The organism is Photobacterium sagamiensis, from assembly GCF_050337085.1.
Classification (GTDB): domain Bacteria; phylum Pseudomonadota; class Gammaproteobacteria; order Enterobacterales; family Vibrionaceae; genus Photobacterium; species Photobacterium sagamiensis.
Window position 1 is genome coordinate 1 of the sequence record NZ_JAKJSP010000034.1, and the last position, 23,476, is coordinate 23,476.

The window sequence follows — 23,476 nt, forward strand, 5'->3', positions numbered from 1 at the left end:
ATCTTACCCTTTATGTGATAAAGATCAAATAAAGTTGGTAACTTAATTACATGATTTTTAGGAGTCCAGTTTGGAAAATCTAATTCGTATGTAAGCAACCTCTTAGATCCTTTGCTGATGTGTCGTACATCCATCGCTATTGAGAACAATAAGTCCTTCTTTTGACGAATTGGTTGGGTAATCATCGCAGAAAATGCTTGTAACAAGGCGTTTAAGAGTGATTCTCAACGCGTGGCAATTTCAGCTTGAATCAGTTTAAGTGTTTACGGCAAATAGTTTAGGTTAGGTGGTATGCGTTGTTCACACCTTATTGTAGGCGTTACATGCAAAATGAGTTTCTTACTCAAAATAATTTAGACAGTAGTAAATGTTGGGTTTAAATACTACAGGAACAAAGTGAGACTTTTTCTGTTAAATCAACCTATTAAGTGCTTATATACATCAATACGATTTGTTCCTGCATCTATTGAGAGTTAGGTCTATATTGTCTACAATAGCGCACTTTTTATTTTCTATAGATCACGAATATGAGCGACACTAAATCGCAACCAACTTTACCAGATCACCTTTCAGGTAATTCTCGTAGTCCACATCATGTGGCAGAATGTTTCGAGCACCACATTGGTATTCGACTTAACGGTAAAGAGCGTTCTGATGTTGAGGAATATTGCATCAGTGAAGGTTGGGTAAAAATCCCGTCGCTGAAAGCGTTGGACCGTCGTGGACAACCTCTTATGATCACATTGAAAGGAACTGTTGAAGCCTTTTATAAATAAGAAAAAACGATAACTTAGTCAACGGTAATCATCCTACCAAGTTGTCGTAATAGTTAAGTGGTTTTCTTATTCCACTTACTATAATCGCTAAAAATTGGCCTAAAGAAATTTAGGCCTTATGTATATTGGTATCCAAGCAAACATTTCTATCATTCTCTATCTCAAGGTTTCGTTACAATTACCCCCGATATTCAGCTTATAATCGGGTAGCCGAGGGTTTCTAGCCCTCAGCCCCCACAACACCCTGCATGCGGATCCGCACAGGGCGTTTCCCAAAGATGTTTAAAGAAAGTTGGCCGATTAGCTCCTACTTTCCCCAATGCTGGCTACTGTATTCTCAACGCCCCCATGCCTAAAGTCCGATCGGATATAGCATGTTGAGTTGCACAGACTCCTCATTGACCTCTAGGTTCAGGCCTTCACCGTGTCCCAGCCATTACGCTGGGCGTTTGGCTACTATGCCGTCTGCTGACTTCTGCTTAATCACTTAGCGAGTTACCTCGTCAAGCGCTATCGTTGATCATCTGTTTCGCTCGCGTAAGTTGATGAAGCTTACACGCCAGGCCTGTTAAACCAGAGGCCAAGCTGGTTAGGTAAACGATCGCTTGTTAAGCAGATCTCCCCAGATAAGGACATGGACTTTCACTGCGCAACTGYATCATTTACGGTGGTCATTAAATCACKTGGCTTCGTCGTCTTGTGCCGACTCGCCTCTGACCTACGCCTCATATGATGTTCTTGTTCATCAGCTCGCAGTTTTGCTAGCGGCTTCCTTCAGACCRTTCCTCGCGGAAAAGCCCTTGCCATTCGCTAGTAGTTAACATCTAATAATCAATAGATTATTAGACGGTGATTTTCCTACAGAGGACTTTCACCTCATTAGTTCATGCCCATGCTGGGCGTACACAAAAACATCAAGGTGATGCGTTACACTCGGCGGTTTTGGTATGCAGTTCTGTGAGCTTGGTGAGTTGGTCGTAGCGCACCTTATGCCAAGCGTTATATTTTTCTCAGTTTCAGTGGATACAAGGATTTTGTATGAATGTGGATAAGGCTAAAAAACGAATCGCGAAACAGGTCAAGAAAGGCTTTAAAGGTTATCCTCAAATCACATTAGCGTACTTTGGTAAAAGTGCGGATTGTGCAACTGAAGTTGTGGTTCAGTTTACTCTGGGAGAGGGCGAAGAAGTTCAAGAAGAACGGTTTGCGAGTGAAACTGACGTTAGAGAAAATGAGGTTATTCAATCGGCCTTGGTTAAAATTATCGAGCGAGCCGATGCCAATTCAGTAATAGAGATTGAAGGTGTTTCCATTCTCTAGTTTTTTGACTTTAAATTGCTATCAAGCAATTGAGTCGAAAAAAATATAATCGGGTAGCCGAGGGTCTCTAACCCTCAGCCCCCACAACACCCTGCATGCGGATCCGCACAGGGCATTTCACCTAGAAAGTGAAGTATGTCCAATTCATCACACGGCTTCGTCGAATTGTCTTTGACTGTTTTTATTTGGTATTCTGAGTATACGTTTGCATTTGTGATTACGTTTTTTCAATTTATTATTGTGCAAAACAGCGTCACACTGCAGGCGTTGGTTTTGAAGGGAACTGCTATATGCGAATATTGCTTGCAGACTCTAAGCGCCTGCAATCGCAAGCAGAGGAAATTGCGAACAGCATTAGCCACGGGCTGGGGCTGGTCGCCGCGCTCATCGGAACTCCTTTTCTCATCATGCATGCAATACGGCAGGGGGACACTGGATTCCTTGTCGGCACAAGTATCTTTAGCGGATCTATCATTCTCCTATACCTAGCCTCGACCCTCTATCACGCGTTGCCAATGGGCAAGGCCAAGCGAGTTTTTAGGATCATTGAACATTCCGCCATATTTATTCTTATTGCTGGTACTTACACGCCGTTCACACTCGGAGTGCTTCGTGGCGCATGGGGCTGGACCCTTTTCGGTATTGTTTGGGGTCTTGCTTTAGCTGGGGTGGCACTGAAGGTTTTCAATAAGACCTCCCATCCCGTTTTCTCCACCGTTCTTTATTTGTTGATGGGGTGGATTATCTTGATCGCGGTCGATCCGTTGTTTGACCGAGTACCAACAGTTGGCTTGCTCTTGTTGAGTGCTGGAGGCATTTCTTACACAGCTGGTGTATTCTTTTTTACAACCGATTCGCGGCTGCAGTACGGCCACCTGATTTGGCATCTATTTGTTATAGCCGGTACGGTATTCCATTATTTCGCTGTGCTCTGGTATGCAGCCTAATCGGATAGTTAAGGGTTAAAGCCCCTCTGCCCCACAATACTCTACATGTTTAGAACGGCGAAACCTGTCCTCTCTTTTTAAATATGCGCCCCCCTCCAGAAACCCGTGCGATGGAATACTGAGTGGAAAATTGATGTTGTCGAATTGCCTCTCTTACAGCCGATTAGGGATTGGCAAAAGCTAAATCCGTTTAAGTATCGCTTCTAGTACGCTAAACTCCACGTCAAATCAACACATCCACCGCCAGTACAAACAGGTGATCCCATGAATAATACAACTAATGTAAAAAGTCTTTCTGGATCACTAACGGTTAAACCCATCATGTTAACTCGTGCTTTTAGTACCCCATTTAGTACCCCAAACAGCACAGTGAAAATAAAAAAGAGTTATAGATCAAATGAGTAGTCAGACAATCCAGTGGTTCCCGGGCCATATGCACAAGGCTCGCAAGGAAATTGAAGAAGCCATTCCTAAAGTCGATGTCATTATTGAAGTGCTTGATGCGCGTATCCCTTTCAGTAGCGAAAACCCGATGATCTCTTCTTTACGTGGCGAGAAGCCCGTAGTTAAGGTACTGAACAAACGCGATCTGGCTGATCCGGAAATGACCCAAATGTGGATTGACCACCTTGAAAAAGAACAAGGTGTAAAAGCGATTGCCATCACGACTGAGAATATTGCTGAAGTAAATAAAATTACTGAGCTATGCCGTAAGCTAGCCCCGGGCCGTGAAGAAATGGGGAAAAATATTCGCACCATGATCATGGGTATTCCGAATGTCGGTAAATCGACCATCATTAATACCTTAGCGGGCCGTGCTGTTGCCGTTACGGGTAACCAGCCAGCCGTCACCCGCCAGCAACAACGTATCAATCTACAAAACGGTATCGTGCTGTCTGATACGCCTGGGATCTTATGGCCTAAAGTTGAGAACCCACACAGTGGTTTCCGTTTAGCCGCAACAGGTGCGGTAAAAGATACGGCAATGGATTATACCGATGTCGCATTCTTCACTATTGAATATTTGGCCGCGGCTTATCCTGAATTAATCAAGGCACGCTACGATCTTGACGATGAGTTACCTGAAACCGATATTGAGCTGATGGAAGAAATTGGCCGTAAGCGTGGTTGCTTACGTCCTGGTGGTCGAATTGATATCCACAAAGCATCAGAAATACTGATCAACGAACTCCGTAACGGTACTTTAGGCAAGATCACCATGGAACGACCGGAGATGATCACTGAAGAGCTGGTCAATGTGGCGATTCAAGCTGAACTTAAGAAAGAACAGCAAATTAAAAAGAAAGAAGAGCGCAGAAAACGCTACTTGAAGAACAAGCGATAGATAATACCCTAATTTGTAAATATAAAACTTAGAGTCAAATCTAGCTGTTTTGAGCTGAAAAATGCTGCCAATTGGCGGCATTTTTTTATACATCTAATAAGCCAAATGGCGACAGATCTTTTTCTTTACTCTGCTAAATACCAATTCCGTCTTTATTTCCGAAGGGGTACGAAATCTCATCTCACCGCGCGGTGGAAAAGCAATCAAGCAGTAATCCAAACGCCCCTGCTTTTAACGTATATCCGTAACAGCAATGTGCAGTTTTGAATTGAGTCATGTACTTCCCTTAGCTTTTCAATTCGGCGAGCTTTATAAGTTCATCTGCAGTTGATATATGGTCAAGTGAATTCATAATTTCCTGAACAGCTTCAGCTTGTTTAGCCCGCTCCCCCTCATCAGCTTTATGAATCAGTGCGTTAATCATTCCATACCAATCATGTACATCTTGCATAGCGATTTTGTAGAACCCTTCGCTTCTTGCACATTTATTATTCATAAAACTGATGTCATGAGTGGGTAAGTCAGTTCTATTAACCGTCAAGCGAAAATCGATTGTTGTTACTTTATCTGAAGGAAGTTGCGCGCCAGATAGCCCACCTAAAACTGCATCTCCCTCCCCTACATGGCCAGATCTAGAACTCCGAGCAACCATAACTCCATCTTCAAAAATTTCAGATGCCAACAAATCTTTAGAAGGTATTGTGTAAAGGGAAATTGATTCTCCTTTATGTGTAATTAGACAAATTTTATTATGCGCTTCATCAATAGCCATGCCTGTTTTTCCAGTATTTCCCATGACTTTTTGTGTGAATGAAAAATCACTTATTTTTGCAAGCTCTTCTTCCATCTCCTCTTTTCTTCGCGAAACTACTCCTGCGTAAAGGATGCCACGCACAAACAGCAAAACAATAAACAAAATTACTATGGCAACAATTTCCATGGCTTACTCCGCAACATAGACCTAGCCTGCAATTTGTATTTCTACAACCACATATAACACCTATTTCATATTCTATAATAATAGAAGCTCATTGGCTATTTTCCATCAACTTGCTTTCATTCGCGCAGAATCAGCGGTTAATACGTCAACTTCGTGATCTGTGTTGACTTTCCATTTGTAAAATCGTGCTGTTGCTTGAGGTCACCATGCATGAATACTCAACTATCTTCTTTTAGAAAAATTGTTGAGCAAGCTCTCCTCTAAACCATAAAGGCAATCAGTTATAACTAGTGCTGAATTATAATTATTAGTCAAATCAGTAGTTGTAATTCATCTTGCTATAAATGAAAAACAGCCTCTACCTCTATATAGTACAAACAAAAGTTATTGTGCTTAGTCCGTGTATTTGCGATGGGATTAATGTCTCTGAGTAATTATTTTTTGTATTAATGCTAGCGTTTGCTTTACTGGGGATGTCTGCTTTTTAGCTACAGCGTAGGCTCAGCGGCGGGCCCGATGGTTGAGAATTGATTTATGACTAAAAAAAAGAGCGGGCGCGACTTTCGTCGCGCCCTTAGGTCTTACTTGCAGCAATCCCGCTACTATGGTGCTCCCTGCATCATTCCATGATATTGCTGATTCCTTCAGCTTAGTCCTTTATTCTCTGTCCCAGAGATGTCCTTGATCTTACCTTGATCCGTCGAATCATCCTGTTCCGACTCTCCTCTCCATCCTGGAGGTGTCCCTGACTTCATCCTGAAGTGGTCCATTTTTGTCGTCCTGACTAGTAAGTTATCCTACTTACTATATCGATTCCTTCCGATTGTCCCTTCACAGTCCATGTCCGATAAGCCATCCTGACTCACCGCCCTCATCCTGAGGCTGCCAATGTCCCTGGCTTTTTCCTGTTCCGTTCCGTCAGTTCCTTCCGACTGAGTACAGATTACTTGTTTTATGGATCTAAGCAATGAGCTGAGATCACATTTTTGCCCGAGCATTTTACAAAAACAGAACGCGAACCAGTAAGGCACTGATAATTATTGGTTTTTTGTTTCAGGCAAGAAATATAGCCAACGATATTATTATAATTTCGCACAGTTTTGTAAGAGATATCGCACAAGAATAGGTGTATTACTCTGTCGTTCCACCACAAACCGGCTCAAAACCTTTATTTTAACCTAGGTTAGCAAACCGATTTTGCGGATCTTCATCACAGCAAGGCCACTTTTCATAGCTATACCCTACTTCAAAAAAACACCATTCGATCATAGAGTTGTCTTCTTATACCGCTTCCATCAAATTCTCTAACTTTTCTAATAGGTGTTCTTTCTTAAATGGCTTAGCAACATAGTCATCCATTCCTGCTTCAAAACATTTCTCAATATCTTCATCAAGTACACTGGCAGTCAAAGCGATAATCGGCAACCTATCAATCTGATTCGCGGTTTCCCATCGCCGGATCTCTTCTGTCGCGGTAAATCCGTCCATGACAGGCATCATGCAATCCATGAGAATGGCGTTATAGCGGGTGCCCTTCATAACGGCATCAACTGCCTCCTTGCCATTATTAGCGATTTCAAACTGATAGCCCGCTTTTTCAAGTAACACGGAAGCCACTTTCTGATTAATCAGGTTATCTTCAACAATCAAAACGAGCGCTTTATTCCCTATATCAGCCGCAATTGTTGTATCTGTAGTAACTAGACCTATATTGTTGTTATTTATGTTAGTCGCCAAGGCATCAGCTTGCATTAAAAGATGGCGAATCAAAGGCTCCCTATTTTGTTTTGCTGAACGTAATGAGCCACTAACTGTTTTCACAAAACGTTCACCCAGTATTGGCAAAGTCACCACCCCATTAATGGTATTACCGAAATCATATTGTCCATCACCATGACTACAGCATATAACCAAAGCTGGACTTGAAGGAGCTGCACTCAGTCGTTCAATATCTTTTTTAGTCTGATCTAGCGTGTTCTGGCAATACATCAGCAAATCATATTGCCCTATCATGGATGACGCTAATTCTGAGGACGCAGTGAATAAAGTGACATCTAAACCATATTTCTTACACTCGTCACCTAACTGCATTGCAAAGGCAGTCTTGTTACACAGTAACAAGCATTTGATACCTTTAAATTCAAGAACAGGCTTAGGCTCCATTTGTTGTATGTCAGCCTCAAGAGAAAAATAAAAGTTACTTCCTTTTCCTTTCTCTGAATCCAGACCGATATTTCCTCCCATTAACTCAACCAACTGACGACAAATCGCCAACCCTAGCCCTGTACCACCAAACTGCCGAGTGATAGAGCCATCTTCTTGAGTAAATGGATCAAATATTTGATGTTGTTTATTCTTGGCAATACCTATGCCTGAGTCCTGAACTGCAAATAGTAGTGCCGCTTTATGTTCAGTGAATAAATCACAATGAATAGATAAAATAACGGTTCCACTTTGAGTAAATTTGACCGCATTAGACATCAGGTTCATTAATACCTGACGCAGACGGTGCTCATCAATCATTATGGATTGAGGCAATCTTGGATCAAGCTTGAGTTGCAGATCCAGACCTTTTTCAGACGCTTTAGCCAGTACGACGGCCATCGTGTCATAAGCAACTTCACAAATATCTGATTTATATGCCGTCAGCGCTAAATTACCAGATTCAATTTTGGACAGATCCAAAATATCGTTAATCAACATAAATAGTGCCTGGGAGGACGTTTCTATTGTTCGTAAATACTCTAACTGCAATGGATTCAAATCGGTATCAGCCAGAATTGCCGACATACCGACAATGCCATTAAGGGGGGTACGGATCTCATGAGACATGTTGGCAAGAAATGAACTTTTCGCAAGATTCGCCTTTTCTGCCTCTTCTTTAGCCTTGATGATCTTAGTTTCGTTAATTGAACGCTCTTCAATCAGCTTGTTTAACTTACTGCTAAACAAGGTGAATTCATCGTTACCGTCTTGTTCGATCTTCAACGAGTAATCACGAGTCTCTTCAATCTGAGACATTGTCCGAATCACTCGATGCAAGTAATTGATTATCCGCCGGGAAAGGTTGGCGCCCAGATAACTCATCAGAGCCAGTGACAGAACAATTACTGATAAAAAAATGCCCATCAGCAACTTCGCATTGTTCATAGATGCTTGGATTTCTTCAACTAGCTGTCGATTGACTTTATAGACCACAAACTGAATCAGTTTAAATCGTTCATTAAATGCGCTCAGCCCCTTCCCGATCTCACTGTTTTCAATATTACCCGTTATAATACCCTCGCGAAGTTTATAGCTGCTTGCGAATGCTGGGTGGGCAAATGTTTTAAGCAATAATTCAATTTGTTCAGGTTGTGCGTTAATTGCAATGAATCGATCGATGTATAACTGCTGACGTTCGATGACTGTCGACAAGGATGCTTTATAGTCCATGTTGTTTTTTGCCAGGAATTGATGGATGTACCAGTTTTCTTCCTGAGCCCAGAACAACAGCCACTGCAGTTGGTATAAAACACTCACATTGTGTTCAATATGAGTATTTCCAGTGTGCAATACTTCTTTTTCAAAATTCATCAAAGACTGATTAATTAAGTCATCCACCCAAAGTGACCAATCATTTAAGTCTTCTTTTTCTAATCCTCTGAACTCCTCGCTCGCTTCTCCCATCTCAGTCATGACTTGCGACATTTCCGCCAAAATAACACCCTTAAAGGCTCCGGGTAGTAGATTTGAAACATTCTCAATCGACTCTGAAATTTGTTTTTCGGCCAGAGTGCTATCTTCACCCTGCAGTCGTCCTATTTTTAAGGAATGCATGGCCGATGAGATTTTAGACTGCTCTTCCAATAGCTCAATACGAGTATTTAGGATGTTCAAAGCCTGCACATCGTGGTACAGATTCTTGATCTCTGCCCCTGCAAAAACACCGGTAAAAAGCAGGGGTAATATCACCAGAAACAACAGCCTTGTTTTTATTGATATTTTATTCAACAGGCTCATATCATCTCCTTGATCTTGAACCCAAATCACATTTATATGTCGCTACATGCATGTCTATTTGTAGTTACATTTATGCCTACTATTATCTATAGTAGGACTAATTCAGGATGAATGGAAAAGAATTAATGGATAATGGATTTCATTTCCGACACATTCAGACCAACGTGTTAATGGGATTATTAATCGCATTTCTCTGCTTCCCCACATTTGCAGCTAAGAACAAAGAGAAAGAAGTCGATTTTGCCGTGTTTTCGCTAAATAGTGAGTTCCCGACACTCAGTAAAAGTAAAGCTAGAATGCTATATAAAGGAAGAACTAAAAAGTTAAACGGTAGCATTAAAATTGTCCTGGTTGATTTACCCGAAAGCTCTATTCATCGGGAAGAGTTTTATGAAATGTTACTTGGAAAATCCATTTCCCAAATGAATGGTTATTGGGCTAGCCTCTCCTTTTCGGGTAAAGGTGCACCACCGGAAGAACTCAATGGGGATGATATTAAAGACATTATCGAATGGCTAAATAATAATCCTAATGGTATCGCTTATGCACCAATCGAATCAGTACCTGATAATGCCAATATCCTCATCACAATCTTACAAGGAGAGTAAGGTTATGAAAAATAATCTTTTTTTATTACTGTTTATCGCGAGCATTTCCTTAAGTTCTCATGCCGGCATTAAAATTACCGATAACTTTTCGGTCAGTGGCTTTGGTTCAACCTCCCTCACCCAATCTGATAATAAAACTCCGCTGTTTGTTCATCGTGAAATCACTGATAAGACTTGTTATGACTGCGACACTACCTTTGGTTTACAGGCTGATCTGGCAATTACTGATGAGTTAAATACATCAGTACAAATTGTGAAACGCCCGCAAGATGACTGGTCCGATCCTGAGGTTGAATGGGCATATCTTGCCTATAACTATGATGACTGGTCTTTTAGAGGTGGGCGATTAAGACTACCGTTGTTCCTGGCATCTGAGTATTACTACGTCGGTCAGGCTTATACCTGGGCTCGCCCTCCCCAAGAAGTCTATGACAGTATTCTCGGTTTTACCTTCTACGATGGTTTCTCCGTTCATTGGGAATATCATTTATCAGACGAAGCCATTGTCACTATTAGCCCATATTATGGTTTTTCAAAAAAATACAAAACCGAATTGGGTAGTGATGAACTCGTATTTGATGCAGAACGAATAACGGGAGTCTCTTTGGAGTTAAATGGTTTTAATTACCGGATACATGCCGGGTACATGTACGCCGATTTTGATATGTTGCCAGAGCCAACCTACGATTATCTGAATATGTATACATTAGGTGCTGAATATTCCTTTAAGCAATGGCTATTTATGTCAGAGCTGGAAACCGATAATTTGCAAACAAGCTGGTATCTCAGCAGTGCTTACCATTTCGATCAGTTCACGCCATATTTGGTTTACGGTGAAAGCCATCACCGCAGAAAATCCAACAGCATCACCGCAGGCCTTCGTATTGATCTCACCTACTCCATTTCAATTAATGCCGAATGGCAAAACATATTTATGGACCAGGAAGATTACAACAACGGTTCTATGGGGCAATTTATTGCACCACCAATTCTCTACAATGAAAGCAAAGATGTACAACTCTATACGCTGATGCTGAACTTTGTATTCTGAAATTGATGGTACACAGTGAATTGTCGATAGATGCACTTCTTTTATTTGTCCAACAACAGGTTCACCTGATTAAGGAAATAAGGTCTAAGGAAATAAGGGGCCCCGGCTATTTCACCAGCATCGCCGCCCCAAACACCCCGGCGCTATCACCTAAGTCAGGTTTAACAATCAGAGTTTCTAGTCTGGGATTGAATAGATGCCGCTCAATGGCTTTTGGCGCATATTCGTAGAGTGCATCAATATTCCCCACCCCGCCACCAACAATAATGACATCAGGATCAATGATATTGATCACCTGAGCGACAGCCAGGCCGAATTTTTCAATCAGACGTGTCAAAGTATGCTGAGCATAACTGTCAGCTTTAGCGGCTTGCTTAACAATTTCAGGTAACGATAAAGACTGCTTAGTCAGGTTCTTGTAGTGCGCTTCAAGGCCTTTTCCTGAAATGACTGTTTCGAGACAGCCATTTTTACCGCAATAACATGGTGCGCCATTTGGCTCAAGTACATTGTGTCCCCACTCACCGGCAATACCATGCAAGCCATTAATGAGCTTGCCGTTGACAACCAGCCCCGAGCCAACACCTGTACCCATAATGATACCGAATACCACTTCAGCATTTGGTTTTAAACGCTTCACGACGCCTAAATGCGTTTCTGCCAATGCGAAACAGTTCGCATCATTGGCTAACATAACTTTTGTGCCAAGCACATCTTCTAAATCTTTATCAAAACTCTGGCCATTGAGCGCCGTCGAATTACAGTTTTTCATCACGCCGGTTTGGGGATCGAGAGCCCCCGGCGTACCAAAACCAATGGCATCAGGATATTCCCCTACAGCTTCGACGCACTTATCAATTAATAATTTAATCCGCTGTAAGATGTGTACATAACCCTTATCACTTTGCGTCAAAACACGTTCACGAACGACACAACGGTTATCTTTACGTGACATCACTGCGCACTCAATCTTAGTTCCGCCAAGATCGACGCCCCAATAATACTGGCTCATGGCCTACTCCACTGGCTAAATTTCATATCTGCCTGATATATCCAAACCACATAATAATAGAATTACGCAAATTAATTCAGTTACCTACCTAACAAATAACCTAAATAGTGAGCTAATACCAATCGGGATAACAAGTCTCCGGGGAACCATCGTTTCTGACAGATTGAGACGTTCAATTACCTAATGAATAAAATCGGCCATACTTATATCTATCGCACTCACGGTATTAGACCCAATACTGAGCAGGTTAATCTGCTGGTATCTTAACTTGAGGAGAATCGCACTATGTTTCTGAAAGAGACACGCACCGGCGACCTAGTCGATGTGGTTGATATGGGAGCATTGATAAACCCGTTTGCACAGCAGGTAAATGTGCAGTATCAATCAGGGGAAGATCTGGCAGAGCCCGTAACCATCGACAAAAAAAATCTGGCTTTTCCCTCTGGTGAAGAACTGCCAGAATGCTGGATTAACGGTTATTACCGATTTAAACAGAAGTAACACTCTTATACCATTATACCAATCGGTACAATTATCTGCCTATCCGCGGTAATTATGCCGGTTGGCATTCATTTTTACTTTAATGACGCTTTAACCTGCAGCGTTACCAATCGCTGAGCAATCTGCGAAGTTAACTGTGACACCCCTTCCGACAAGGCTTTCACCTGAGCATCATAACCCTCTTGTTCCAGCGGCACCTGGAACTGAAAAGGAAACACACCTTGCAGCGAACCCTTACCATCCAGTATTAGCCATTCACCACTAACTTTTGCCACACCTGAGAAATGGCCGTTAAACTGACTGATTTTCACCTGCAACCTTGGCAGGCCCGCCGTAGCCAGTGCAGGCGTCAGTTCTGTCGGCCAGTAGCGAGTTTGTTTTTGACGAAGATCAGCATTAATACGACGCGTTAGCTGCTCACCAATACTTTCAGCCCACAGGTTTTGCTGGGCTTGTACGACCTCGGTCTCGCTCACCTGATAAACCAGCCCCGTACCCGCTAAATGTTCAGCCATTTCGACCGGACGTACCACCAACAACGGTTGATGGATACCAGCTTGTGCCATCGCAGCCTTCCCGCTGTAAGGAAGAAGATAGGTGTTACTCACCGCTTCCGGCTGACTGCTACACCCGGTTAGCGCTAAGGCCAATAGTAATAACCACTTTTGCATTATTGACGCCCCCCGGCAGGAATCGGATCTTTGGCTTTCTCACTACTAAAGATTAAAGAATTAGGTTTTTCGTTAAGTTGCCTTAATACCGGCTGTAGCTCTGTCATCACTTGTTCAAAACGTAATAATGCCTCTTCGAGATTACGATAAGGCACCGCATCCGGGCCAAATCCATTCAGTGTCGATTGGATCTGTTGCAGACTTTCACGGATCTCACCAGGAATTGCTTGTGTCTCTTTCTGCGCTAATAATTTATTTAGCTGGTTAGCCACTTTTTCTGCCGCGAGTAAACTTTTTTGCGAGGCATTTAAGCTTTTGGTCAATGACGCTATCGTCTCTTCAACGGGCAGATCATTAAACTTGTTCAGTAAACTACTTACTTGCTTCTGAATTTCAGCAAAGCCACCAGCACGAGTCGGGAATAGATCATACTCGTCATATTTGACTATTTTTGGCATTGCCTCTTCCGGGTACATGTCAGTATCAACGAACAAAGCCCCCGTCAGAAAACTACCGGTTTTCAGTGTTGCCCGCAGGCCCAGTTTAAATTCGCGAACCAGGGTAGTTTTCAATTCCTGTGACGTTTTATAGCTCACATGATCATTAACACGACCCAGTTCGATACGCACTAATACAGGGATCTGCTTATTCGAAAAGCCTTTTTCTCTGGTTGGCAATTGCAGCGGTACTTTCTTCACGGTACCAATACGAATTCCTCGATATTCAACCGGTGCACCTGCATTTAAACCTCGAACCGATTCATCAAACATCATGACGAACTCAAGGTACTCGTCAAAAACACGTTCACGCACTAATTTCAGGCTGTCATACAGCTTGAACAAACTCATCTGCTCTGTGATCAGCCGGCCTTCTTCTGAACCTTCAGGTACCCGGAAACTTACCCCACCGGTGATCAGTGACTCTATAGAGCCGATCGTCAAGTTAAAGCCTTCCGCCGACATCTGCAAATCAACACCCGAGCTAATCCAGAATTTGGTGCGAGAACGGATCAAACTGTCATAAGGCTGGAAGATGAATAACTGATAGTTCGCTTTCTTGGTATTAGTATCAAAGCTCACCTTCTCAACCCTACCTACGGTAAAACCTTCATACAGTACCGGATCACCGACACCTAATTTTCCGGCTTCATCGTGAGTCAGCACCAAACGTAGTCCCTTAGCATCAGCAGGGCCGACGGGGGGCGTTTCCAATACGGTAAATTTCAGCTGTTTCTCTTTTTTAACCCCAGGTTGCAATTCAATGTATGAACCCGACAGCAGCGTATCCAGCCCTGAAATACCTTCTTTACCAATACGTGGTTTCACCACCCAAAATCGCGTATCTTCTTTCAACATGCGTTCTGCATCTTTATTCATCTGAGCTTTCGCAATAATATAAGTGTAATCATCACTCAAATTCACATTGGTGATCACCCCGACTTTTACATTCAGTGATTTAATTTCAGTCTTACCAACTTCGATCCCTTCTGCGGTATTCAGTTTCAAGGTCACTATTGGCCCTTTACTGCTGACATACTGAACCAGCATCCAAATCCCGATGACTACGGCAATCACAGGTACCAGCCATATTGTTGATATCTGTTTTAGGTTTTCGACTTCAGCCTTCGCGGGTTTGTTATCACTCATAGTCAGGCATCTCATTCAAGTTAGTAGTTACTGTCAACTAAGCGCCATTATCTGAAACGCCACCATTCGGAGGGGATGGATTGGTTGCATTGTGATAGCTCGCGTTATGGTTAATGTGCTCTTCATCGTTTGCACCTTGTTGGCTGTCTGATGATGTCCAAAATGCACGGGGATCAAATGTCATCGCTGATAGCATGGTAAAAACTACGACCACAGCAAAAGAGAGCGCGGCAGGCCCCGGAAGAATCGCCATTAAATTATGTAACTGAACCAAAGCAACCAAAATTGCGACCACAAAAACATCAATCATCGACCAGCGGCCTATCAGCTCTGTCATGCGATATAAGCGTAACCGCTGAATAACTTGCGTTGTCGATCTGTCGCCAATACGCTGCGCACTGATGTATAACCAAGCTAAAGAAAACATTTTGGCGAGTGGGATCACCACACTGGCAAGAAAAATGACCATCGCAATGGGATAGGATCCAAACTGCCACAAAAGAACAACGCCTCCCAGAATCGTCGAACCTTCACTGTTACCGAGACTGACGGTGTACATGATCGGATATAAATTAGCCGGGATATAAAACACCGCAGAAGCGATCAACAACGCCCATGCCCGTTGCAGACTCTGATTGGGGCTGTAACGATGTAACGTGCTGCCACAGCGGTTGCATTTTGCATGCGAAGTTGCAGGCAAAGGATTCAGCTGTGAACAAGTGTGACAGCTCACATGATTATCCGACATGTGAGTATCACCGACTTTCACGCCTTCTAACGTTTGCATCGGAATAAACTGTTGCCACAGCCAAGTTCGATCAACCATAGAGACACACTTCACGACCAGCATGGAATACACACAGAACGCCCAAAACGACATACCGAGGCCAACATCAGCCAGCGAAGCTATCTTAATCAGGCTAACCAAAACACCGATCAGAAATACATCAACCATGATCCAGGGTTCGATTCGAAAAGTTCCCCGGTACACTCGTTTGAGAATACGCATATGCTGACTGGAACTCTCGATGCACTGATGCCTCGACGCCTGGCGGTACAAATACAGCACCGCAGTAATATAACCCGCGGGCAATACCACGACCGTTAATAACAGCAGCATTGCCAACAGGCTATTTTCAAAATGCTGGAGCATTTTGGCAGCATGCAACAAGGTTATTTCCTGCGTGATGCCTTGCACACTGAACGACATAAAAGGAAAACTGACACTCAGCACCAACATAATTAAACACGCAATACCATAAGCAAAAGGACGCTGGAATGGCATGCTGATCTGTTTGATCAGGGTATGATGGCATCGCGGACAGGCCGCTTTTTGCCCATCGGACAATTTCGGCAGAGCAATCACCAATCCACACTCTTCACAGGCTATCATCGGTTCTGGTGTTTTGTGTTCCGTCATAATACTGCTTGGTTTCAGTTAACAGTTATCACCTCAGTATAGAAAAGATTCAGAAAACCATCAGTGAACAGGCAAGATAAAGCCTTCAAATACAAGAGGATATAGCGGCAAACCGCGAAACTTCAAGCTATAGCACGGGGTAATCATAGTTTTATATGCTGATAGATTGTAAAAAACACCATTGTTATAGACCCAACCCCCTTCAAGATGCCGTGTTCAGCAAGAATTCAGTGGCTTTTAGGCAAGGCAGCCATATGAGCGAATAGTGGTTCTATTTGCAGTTTGGGTATATACCCAAGTTACCTCAAGATGCAGGATTCAGAGTGATACCAGCTAGTTCAATTCAAGGAAAATGTGTGAAGGAATGACTGGTCCTTTCGAGTACATTTGACACAGAAGTGGGCTGGCTGGATCACTCCCGAAGGGCGAGTTTTCCAGGCACCAATGTTGCGTTGCTGATTTTTGATGTAGAGCGCTATATCTGCAAATCAGCGCCTGACCTTAGCGCCTGGAAATTCTCGCTGAAACGAGCATCTTGAGGTTACTTGGGTATAATAGATAAAAAGAACCTTCCAATGAGGAAGGCTTTAAATGATGAAGTATTACGTTATAGCTTGCTTTCAAAAAGCACATCGTTTTTTGCCGCACAGATGAAGTCATTTTTATGTAGTCCCTTCACTGAATGGCTCCACCAAGTCACGGTTACTTTCCCCCACTCCAGCGTAATGGCCGGATGGTGAAATTCCTCTTCCGCTAGCTCGGCCACTTTATTACTGAACGCCCAAGCCAGTTTGAAATTCTTAAATGTAAAGACACGCTCTAACTGCAGAATGCCGTCTCGATCGACTACCTCCCAGAGTGGGATCCCTTGCGACAATTCAGTCAGTTCCTGCTCTGTCACTTTCGACGCGTCGTTGTGGCAAGCTTCGCATTTTAATTGATGTAAATCAGACATATTCCCCCATGCTCTCCATGGTTTTGGATCGAAATAACGGCGTATGCAGACCTTGAGCTTTGGCCTCTTGCACCATGCTCATTATGTCTTGCTGCGCCAGCTCATATAGCTGATTGATATTATCAGTCACAAAGTAAATCGGCTGCATGATGTCAATGCGGTATGGCGTGCGCATAACATCAACGGGTTCAAACGGTTTATAAATCGGTACAGTACCGGCAATCGCATATTCCGTCTCACCCGGAGAGGATAAAATGCCGCCGCCATAAATTTTTCGCTGCTCGTTAACGCTTAGCAAACCAAATTCGACGGTAAACCAATACAGGCGAGCCAGGTATACCCGATCTTCTTTACTCGCCTCGTAGCCTAAACAGCCATAAGTGTGGGTAAATTCAGCAAAGGCCGGATTTGTTAACATGGCACAGTGGCCAAAGACTTCATGAAAAAAATCAGGCTCTTGCAGGTAGTCAAACTCATCACGGTTACGCAGGAATGTCGCGACCGGAAACTGCTTATTGGAAAGCATGCTGAAAAAGCGGTCAAAGTTGATCAACGCGGGAACTTCCACGCATTGCCAACCCGTGGTATTACGCAAAACCTGGTTGATTTCGTCCAGTTGCGGCACGCGGTCAGTTGGCAAGTTCAACAGTTCCAGCCCGGCAATATATTCATCGCAAGCCCGACCATCAATACAGTTGAGCTGGCGAATGATTAAGTCATGCCAGATTTGATTTTCTTCATCGCTCCAATCAATATAACCATTTTCATCTGGTTTCTTGGAGACGTACTTTGTCGCTTTTACCATAGTCCATCTACCTTGGAAATGAGTCACCTTGTCAGCTTACCCGTATCTGCTGATGCGTCTCCTTTGCATTAAGGTTAGGTGTTTTAAGGGAGTAACTGGAACCAATTAGTGAGAATCGCCACCGCTCGCGTGTAACAATTATTTTACATTGAAATCTTTAAGTCCTTCCTGCCCCTTGTATTCAACGGACTACAAGCAGACAAGCCCTAATCCATAAAATACATCTCGTTATGCACAAAAATTAACACCGCCTTCACCCGCATAATCTTGGGGCTAATACCAATTAGCAAAATCATCTCTCTGATGGGTCAAATTAATATGCTGATTGGTATTGTTGCTTGTTAGCTCACTCTCAACCAAAGTTAACAATGAGCGTTAACAACTTATTAACCACCTTTTATGAAGATGAAGAGGGACTAAAGGATGCGGCACTGGTTTCAATTTCCAATCATTGAGGGAAAGGCTTCCCGGCAGGCACACTGTGATTTACCCGACGGAACGTACGAGCGGGAATGCGGCAAAGAGGGCTTCTTCGGCCCTGCCAGCCACATGTACCATAAACATCCGCCAACTGGCTGGATAAACTGGGAAGGTCCCTTACGCCCTCGGGCTATTGATACCACGCGGCTGGAGCAATCTGGCGTCACACCGTGGGATGCCTCATTACTGCTGTATAACGACAACCTGAAAATACGCGTATGGAACAGCCAGCAGAATATGGATCACCTGGTCCGCAATGGTGACGGCGATGAGGTATTATTCGTCCACCAGGGTAGCGGTCACCTCTACTGCGATTACGGCCACCTCTCCTTCCGCGATGGCGATTACATTGTGATCCCACGTGCTACCAGCTGGCGAATTGAAGTTGATAAACCCGTCTCGCTGCTACTCATTGAAGCATGTAACAGCGGCTATCAGATGGCAGAACGAGGCTTGGTAGGACAGCATGCGATCTTTGATCCGGCGATGCTCGAATACGCCCGCATAGATGAGTCCTTTCTGGCCCAACAAAGCAGCAATCAGCACTGGCACGTATTGCTTAAAGCCCGCAATCACATGAACACCATCACCTATCCGTATAACCCGTTAGATGCCCAAGGCTGGAAAGGCGATCTTACGGTATTCAAACTGAACTGGCGTGACATTCGTCCGCTAATGAGCCACCGCTATCATTTACCGCCATCAGCGCATAGCACCTTTGTGGCTAATGGCTTTGTGATATGTACTTTCGTACCAAGGCCGATTGAAAGTGATCCTAATGCACTGAAAGTACCTTTCTACCATAACAATGATGACTACGATGAAGTCTTATTCTACCACCGCGGTAACTTCTTCAGCCGCGACAACATCGAAGCCGGCATGATCACCCATCACCCTTGCGGATTTTCACACGGCCCGCATCCAAAGGCCTTAGCCACCAGCCAGCAAAACCCGAAGAAAGAAACCGATGAAGTAGCGGTAATGATCGATGCCCGCTTCCCGCTGGAAATTGCGGATTTACCGGATGGGGTCGAAAATAAAGATTATGTCTACTCATGGCGACATGAAAAATGCTGAAAAATTTACAATGTAAATATAGTTAGCACATTAAGGAGCCCAACGTGAAATTAGCGTCTCTTAATCATGGTCGTGATGGCCAACTCATTGTTGTTTCAATGGATTTATCTCGGGCTGTTCATGCCCATAATATTGCACCGACTTTGCAATTTGCCCTCGATAACTGGGATCAGGTGGAAACCGATCTACAGCATCTGTACCGCAACCTAAACGATGACATCGCCCACGATGTCTTCCCATTCAATCCTAAACTTTGTGCGTCTCCCCTGCCCAGAGCCTACCAATGGGCTGATGGCAGTGCCTATGTCAATCACGTAGAACTGGTACGGAAAGCTCGCGGCGCAGAGATGCCAGAAAGTTTCTGGACTGATCCGCTGATCTATCAGGGAATGTCTGACGCTTTTCTTGGTCCGTATCAAGACATTCAAGCTGCTGATGAAAAATGGGGCATCGATTTTGAAGGGGAAATAGCCATCATCACTGATGATGTTCCTATGGGTGCCCGCACCGAGCAGGTTCACGGCCATATTAAACTGCTGATGCTAGTCAATGATGTTTCGCTCCGTAACTTGATCCCCAGCGAGCTGGCAAAAGGTTTTGGTTTCTTCCAGTCAAAACCAGCTTCAGCTTTTTCTCCGGTCGCTGTGACCCCTGATGAACTGGGCAATAACTGGCACGACTTTAAAGTACATCATCGGTTAACCGTACACTTAAATAACGAGTTATTTGGTCAGCCTCATGCAGGCACCGACATGACATTTAACTTTGCAGAGCTGATCCAGCATGTCGCAAAAACCCGTCGTCTGTGCGCCGGAACCATTATTGGATCAGGCACCGTATCCAATAAAGATCGTTCCAGCGGCTCTTGCTGTATAGCGGAACGGCGAATGCTGGAACTTATTGATCAAGGTGACGCAAAGACACCTTTTATGCAATTTGGCGATCAGGTTCGGATCGAGATGCTTGACGACAACGGCCACTCTATCTTCGGAGCCATCGAGCAAAAAGTCGTGCGCTACACTAATATCTACGATGACGAGGATTTAAATCGTCATAAGCCAATGTAAATACCCGAGTAAGGCGCAATAAGGAGCAGAATGAAACTCTACGATTATTATCGTTCTTCAGCATCATACCGGGTTCGTATTGCATTCAATCTAAAAGGGCTGAGCTACCAACAATGCCCTGTTTCTCTGTTGGAAAATGAGCAGAAAAGCGCAAGCTATATGTCACTTAACCCTAATGGACTGGTTCCCTGCCTGGATACCGACCAAGGCTTGCTTGGCCAGTCGCTGGCGATCATTGAATACCTTGAAGAGACATATCCAGAGCATGCACTGCTTCCTTCCGAACCCTGGCAAAAGGCACAATGCCGTTCATTAGCGCAGCTGATTGCCTGCGATATTCACCCGTTAAATAACCTGCAAGTGTTGAACTACCTTAACAGTGAATTCGGAGTCAATAAAAACGAAAAGATGGTGTGGTATCACCATTGGTTAACGCGTGGTTTTCAGGCTTTGGAAACGATAATCGTCAATAACCGAACGATAAATAGCACCAATGACCGTTTCTGCTGCGGTGACAGCCCCACTTTGGCCGACATCTGCCTGGTACCACAGCTTTATAACGCCAAACGATTTGGGTTTGATCTCGGCCCTTATCCGACACTCATGAATATCGACCAGCAATGTCAGCAGCTTGATGCATTTATTCAGGCACACCCTGACAATCAGATGTAACGTTTTAAAGAGCTCACATTTTTATACCAAGACAGGCGAGCCTATGAGGGAGCAAAAGAGTGATGGACGAAAACGATAGCCAAACTGCTCACAGCAATCCTGCCGTTCAGAATGACGGCAACGGTGGAAATAAGGAACCGGGAAGCCCGCAGATGATGTGGTTACCGTCAAGGGAGTGCATCCATAACAGTTTGCTCTATCAGTTCATGGTTCAGCTCAGCGAGCAAAAAAACACTCTATTCCACGACTACAACCAACTTCACCACTGGTCAGTAAATAACAGTGACGCATTCTGGGATCAGGTATGGGATTTTTGTGGCGTCATTGGTGAAAAACGCCAGCCTGTCAGCTTTTGTTCTGAGCAATCCAGTCAACCCGCGAAAGAAACTCAGTGGTTCCCTCATGCCTCCCTTAATTTCGCCGAAAACCTGCTAAAAAACTGGGATCACCACGCTGCAGGTGATGCCCTGATCTTTCACAGCGAAGGCCAGCCTGAACGTCGCCAGCATATTAGCTGGCAGCAGCTATATCGGCAGACCTCACAGTTAGTTCAGTTCTTGTCCGAAAGCGGTGTAAAACAAGGGGATGTAGTCGCCGGTTATATTGCCAATATTCCACAAGCCGTTATTGCCATGTTAGCGACCACTGCATTAGGCGCTATCTGGACATCAACGTCACCAGACTTTGGCGTCGACAGTGTGGTCGAACGCTTCGGACAAACCAAGCCTAAAGTCCTGTTTTGTACTGATGGCTATTTCTATAATGGCAAACCCCATAGCAGCTTAACCAATCTGGCTGAGATACTGCCCAAGTTACCCAGTGTTAAACATCTGGTTGTGGTCCCTTATATCAACGACGAACTGGCACCATTAGTGTCTGATCTAAAAGTAAACCTTGCACTATGGCATGACATTTTAAACTGGTATGAACCACAATCCATTGAATTTAAGCAAGTTACGTTCAGCCATCCACTCTACATCCTCTACTCATCGGGCACGACCGGTAAACCGAAATGCATTGTGCACGGCACTGGTGGCACCTTGCTCAACCACTTAAAAGAGCATCAGCTTCACAGCAATATACAGCCCGGTGATCGTATATTTTACTTCACCACCAGTGGCTGGATGATGTGGAACTGGTTGATCAGCGGATTAGCGTCTGGCGCAACAATCATCTTGTACGACGGCTCTCCCTTTTACCCCGATGGCAATGTACTGTGGAACATTGCAGAACAAGAAGACGTGACCCTGTTCGGTACCTCGGCTAAATACCTCGAGGCACTGGAAAAGCAAGGTTATCAACCCATTGATTCTCATAGCCTGCCCCAATTAAGAACACTGTGCTCAACCGGTTCAGTGTTAGCGCCTGAGCAATTTGATTATGTTTACCGGGCAATAAAGAAAGATCTACAACTGGCCTCCATTTCGGGCGGTACTGACATATGCGGCTGTTTTGCCATTGGTAACCCTATCAATCCTGTCTATCGCGGTGAATGTCAGGGACGCGCATTAGCCATGGATGTACAGGTTTTCAATGAACAGGGTAAACCTGAGTTCAATAAACAAGGGGAATTAGTATGCTGCAACAGTTTCCCGAACCAACCCGTCGGATTCTGGAATGATCCCGACGGCAGCCGCTACCAAAATGCCTACTGGGCTACCTATCCCAACATCTGGCATCACGGTGATTTTGTCGAACTCACACAAACCGGTGGTATCACCTTCTTTGGCCGTTCTGATGCCGTGTTAAATCCCGGCGGAGTGCGCATCGGCACCGCAGAAATTTACCGGCAGGTTAATCCGTTAGAGGCCATTGTGGACTCTGTAGTTATTGGTCAGAAATGGAAAAAGGATGTACGAGTGGTGTTATTCGTCCAGCTCGCTGACAACTGCGAACTGGATGACGAACTGAAAACAACGATTCGCGAGCGCATCAAAAACCACTGTTCGCCCCGTCATATCCCTGCCGTGATCCTTGCGGTAAATGATATTCCCCGCACTAAATCAGGGAAGCTGGTCGAGCTGGCTGTACGCAATATCGTGCATGCTGAACCGGTTAAAAACGTTGGCGCACTGGCCAATCCACAAGCTTTAGAACAATTTAAAGGGCATAAAGAATTGGAGTAGCGAATAGCGTCTCCCCCTGTTCCGACATAATTATGAACATGTCATCCCGGAATAG

The 23,476-nt window shown here is 44.2% G+C and carries 20 protein-coding genes; 11 read left to right on the plus strand and 9 right to left on the minus strand.

The annotated features are described in order from the left end of the window. A partial coding sequence (locus L4D76_RS16705; RefSeq protein WP_428442034.1) for a hypothetical protein occupies nt 1–185 on the minus strand: 185 nt, incomplete at its 3' end. A gap of 342 nt (nt 186–527) precedes the next feature. Between L4D76_RS16705 and L4D76_RS16710 the strand changes: the two genes are divergently transcribed. The 4 genes from L4D76_RS16710 (at nt 528) to ylqF (ending at nt 4,388) form a co-directional block, all read left to right on the plus strand. Then, nucleotides 528–776: a DUF3297 family protein gene (locus tag L4D76_RS16710; RefSeq protein WP_428442035.1), complete on the plus strand. Its 249-nt coding sequence runs from the start codon at nt 528–530 to the stop codon at nt 774–776. Between the two features lie 1,038 nt (nt 777–1,814). Beyond that, a complete protein-coding gene (locus L4D76_RS16715) occupies nt 1,815–2,096 on the plus strand; it encodes a hypothetical protein (RefSeq protein WP_428442036.1) in 282 nt (93 codons plus the stop codon). A 290-nt stretch (nt 2,097–2,386) separates the two neighbouring features. Beyond that, nucleotides 2,387–3,043 carry a PAQR family membrane homeostasis protein TrhA gene (gene trhA / locus L4D76_RS16720; RefSeq protein WP_428442037.1) on the plus strand — a complete coding sequence of 219 codons (657 nt, stop codon included), beginning with the start codon at nt 2,387–2,389 and terminating at the stop codon, nt 3,041–3,043. Between the two features lie 397 nt (nt 3,044–3,440). Continuing rightward, nucleotides 3,441–4,388, plus strand: a complete 948-nt coding sequence (gene ylqF / locus L4D76_RS16725; RefSeq protein WP_428442038.1) for a ribosome biogenesis GTPase YlqF — start codon at nt 3,441–3,443, stop codon at nt 4,386–4,388. 286 nt (nt 4,389–4,674) lie between these two features. Here the strand turns inward: ylqF and L4D76_RS16730 are convergent, their stop codons facing one another. After that, entirely contained in the window at nt 4,675–5,328 is a 654-nt protein-coding gene (locus L4D76_RS16730) for a hypothetical protein (protein ID WP_428442039.1), read from the minus strand. Nucleotides 5,329–6,609: 1,281 nt separating this feature from the next. Then, complete coding sequence (locus L4D76_RS16735) at nt 6,610–9,330, minus strand: hybrid sensor histidine kinase/response regulator (protein ID WP_428442040.1); 2,721 nt, start codon at nt 9,328–9,330, stop codon at nt 6,610–6,612. Nucleotides 9,331–9,437: 107 nt separating this feature from the next. Here L4D76_RS16735 and L4D76_RS16740 point away from each other — a divergent pair, with 107 nt between their 5' ends. After that, the gene (locus tag L4D76_RS16740) at nt 9,438–9,938 is read left to right on the plus strand and encodes a hypothetical protein (protein ID WP_428442041.1); all 501 of its coding nucleotides are present in this window, start codon (nt 9,438–9,440) and stop codon (nt 9,936–9,938) included. Nucleotides 9,939–9,942: 4 nt separating this feature from the next. Further along, a complete protein-coding gene (locus L4D76_RS16745) occupies nt 9,943–10,989 on the plus strand; it encodes a hypothetical protein (RefSeq protein WP_428442042.1) in 1,047 nt (348 codons plus the stop codon). Nucleotides 10,990–11,095: 106 nt separating this feature from the next. Here L4D76_RS16745 and L4D76_RS16750 read toward each other — a convergent pair whose 3' ends face one another. Then, a complete protein-coding gene (locus L4D76_RS16750) occupies nt 11,096–12,001 on the minus strand; it encodes an ROK family protein (protein WP_428442043.1) in 906 nt (301 codons plus the stop codon). A gap of 285 nt (nt 12,002–12,286) precedes the next feature. On the opposite strand from L4D76_RS16750, the gene L4D76_RS16755 reads away from it, so the two are divergent. Then, nucleotides 12,287–12,502: an acetyltransferase gene (locus tag L4D76_RS16755; protein WP_428442044.1), complete on the plus strand. Its 216-nt coding sequence runs from the start codon at nt 12,287–12,289 to the stop codon at nt 12,500–12,502. Between the two features lie 74 nt (nt 12,503–12,576). Here L4D76_RS16755 and L4D76_RS16760 read toward each other — a convergent pair whose 3' ends face one another. From L4D76_RS16760 to phhA, 5 genes are all read right to left on the minus strand, one after another. Then, nucleotides 12,577–13,173 carry a PqiC family protein gene (locus tag L4D76_RS16760; RefSeq protein ID WP_428442045.1) on the minus strand — a complete coding sequence of 199 codons (597 nt, stop codon included), beginning with the start codon at nt 13,171–13,173 and terminating at the stop codon, nt 12,577–12,579. Beyond that, nucleotides 13,173–14,819, minus strand: coding sequence for an intermembrane transport protein PqiB (pqiB, locus tag L4D76_RS16765; RefSeq protein ID WP_428442046.1), 1,647 nt, complete (start codon nt 14,817–14,819; stop codon nt 13,173–13,175). The genes L4D76_RS16760 and pqiB overlap by 1 nt, the downstream gene beginning before the upstream one ends. 37 nt (nt 14,820–14,856) lie before the next feature. Next, the gene (locus tag L4D76_RS16770) at nt 14,857–16,239 is read right to left on the minus strand and encodes a PqiA/YebS family transporter subunit (RefSeq protein ID WP_428442047.1); all 1,383 of its coding nucleotides are present in this window, start codon (nt 16,237–16,239) and stop codon (nt 14,857–14,859) included. 607 nt (nt 16,240–16,846) lie between these two features. Beyond that, nucleotides 16,847–17,194, minus strand: coding sequence for a 4a-hydroxytetrahydrobiopterin dehydratase (locus tag L4D76_RS16775; protein WP_428442048.1), 348 nt, complete (start codon nt 17,192–17,194; stop codon nt 16,847–16,849). Next, nucleotides 17,187–18,026 carry a phenylalanine 4-monooxygenase gene (gene phhA / locus L4D76_RS16780; protein WP_428442049.1) on the minus strand — a complete coding sequence of 280 codons (840 nt, stop codon included), beginning with the start codon at nt 18,024–18,026 and terminating at the stop codon, nt 17,187–17,189. The genes L4D76_RS16775 and phhA overlap by 8 nt, the downstream gene beginning before the upstream one ends. A gap of 396 nt (nt 18,027–18,422) precedes the next feature. On the opposite strand from phhA, the gene L4D76_RS16785 reads away from it, so the two are divergent. The 4 genes from L4D76_RS16785 to L4D76_RS16800 all read left to right on the plus strand — a co-directional run bounded on the left by L4D76_RS16785 (nt 18,423) and on the right by L4D76_RS16800 (nt 23,421). Next, entirely contained in the window at nt 18,423–19,556 is a 1,134-nt protein-coding gene (locus L4D76_RS16785; RefSeq protein ID WP_428442050.1) for a homogentisate 1,2-dioxygenase, read from the plus strand. Between the two features lie 44 nt (nt 19,557–19,600). Further along, complete coding sequence (locus tag L4D76_RS16790; RefSeq protein ID WP_428442051.1) at nt 19,601–20,623, plus strand: fumarylacetoacetate hydrolase family protein; 1,023 nt, start codon at nt 19,601–19,603, stop codon at nt 20,621–20,623. A 30-nt stretch (nt 20,624–20,653) separates the two neighbouring features. Beyond that, on the plus strand, nt 20,654–21,295 hold the full coding sequence (gene maiA, locus L4D76_RS16795) for a maleylacetoacetate isomerase (protein WP_428442052.1): 642 nt from the start codon (nt 20,654–20,656) through the stop codon (nt 21,293–21,295). A gap of 152 nt (nt 21,296–21,447) precedes the next feature. Then, nucleotides 21,448–23,421 (plus strand): acetoacetate--CoA ligase, encoded by a 1,974-nt coding sequence (locus L4D76_RS16800; protein WP_428442097.1) that lies wholly within the window; start codon nt 21,448–21,450, stop codon nt 23,419–23,421. The last annotated feature ends 55 nt before the right edge of the window (nt 23,422–23,476 follow it).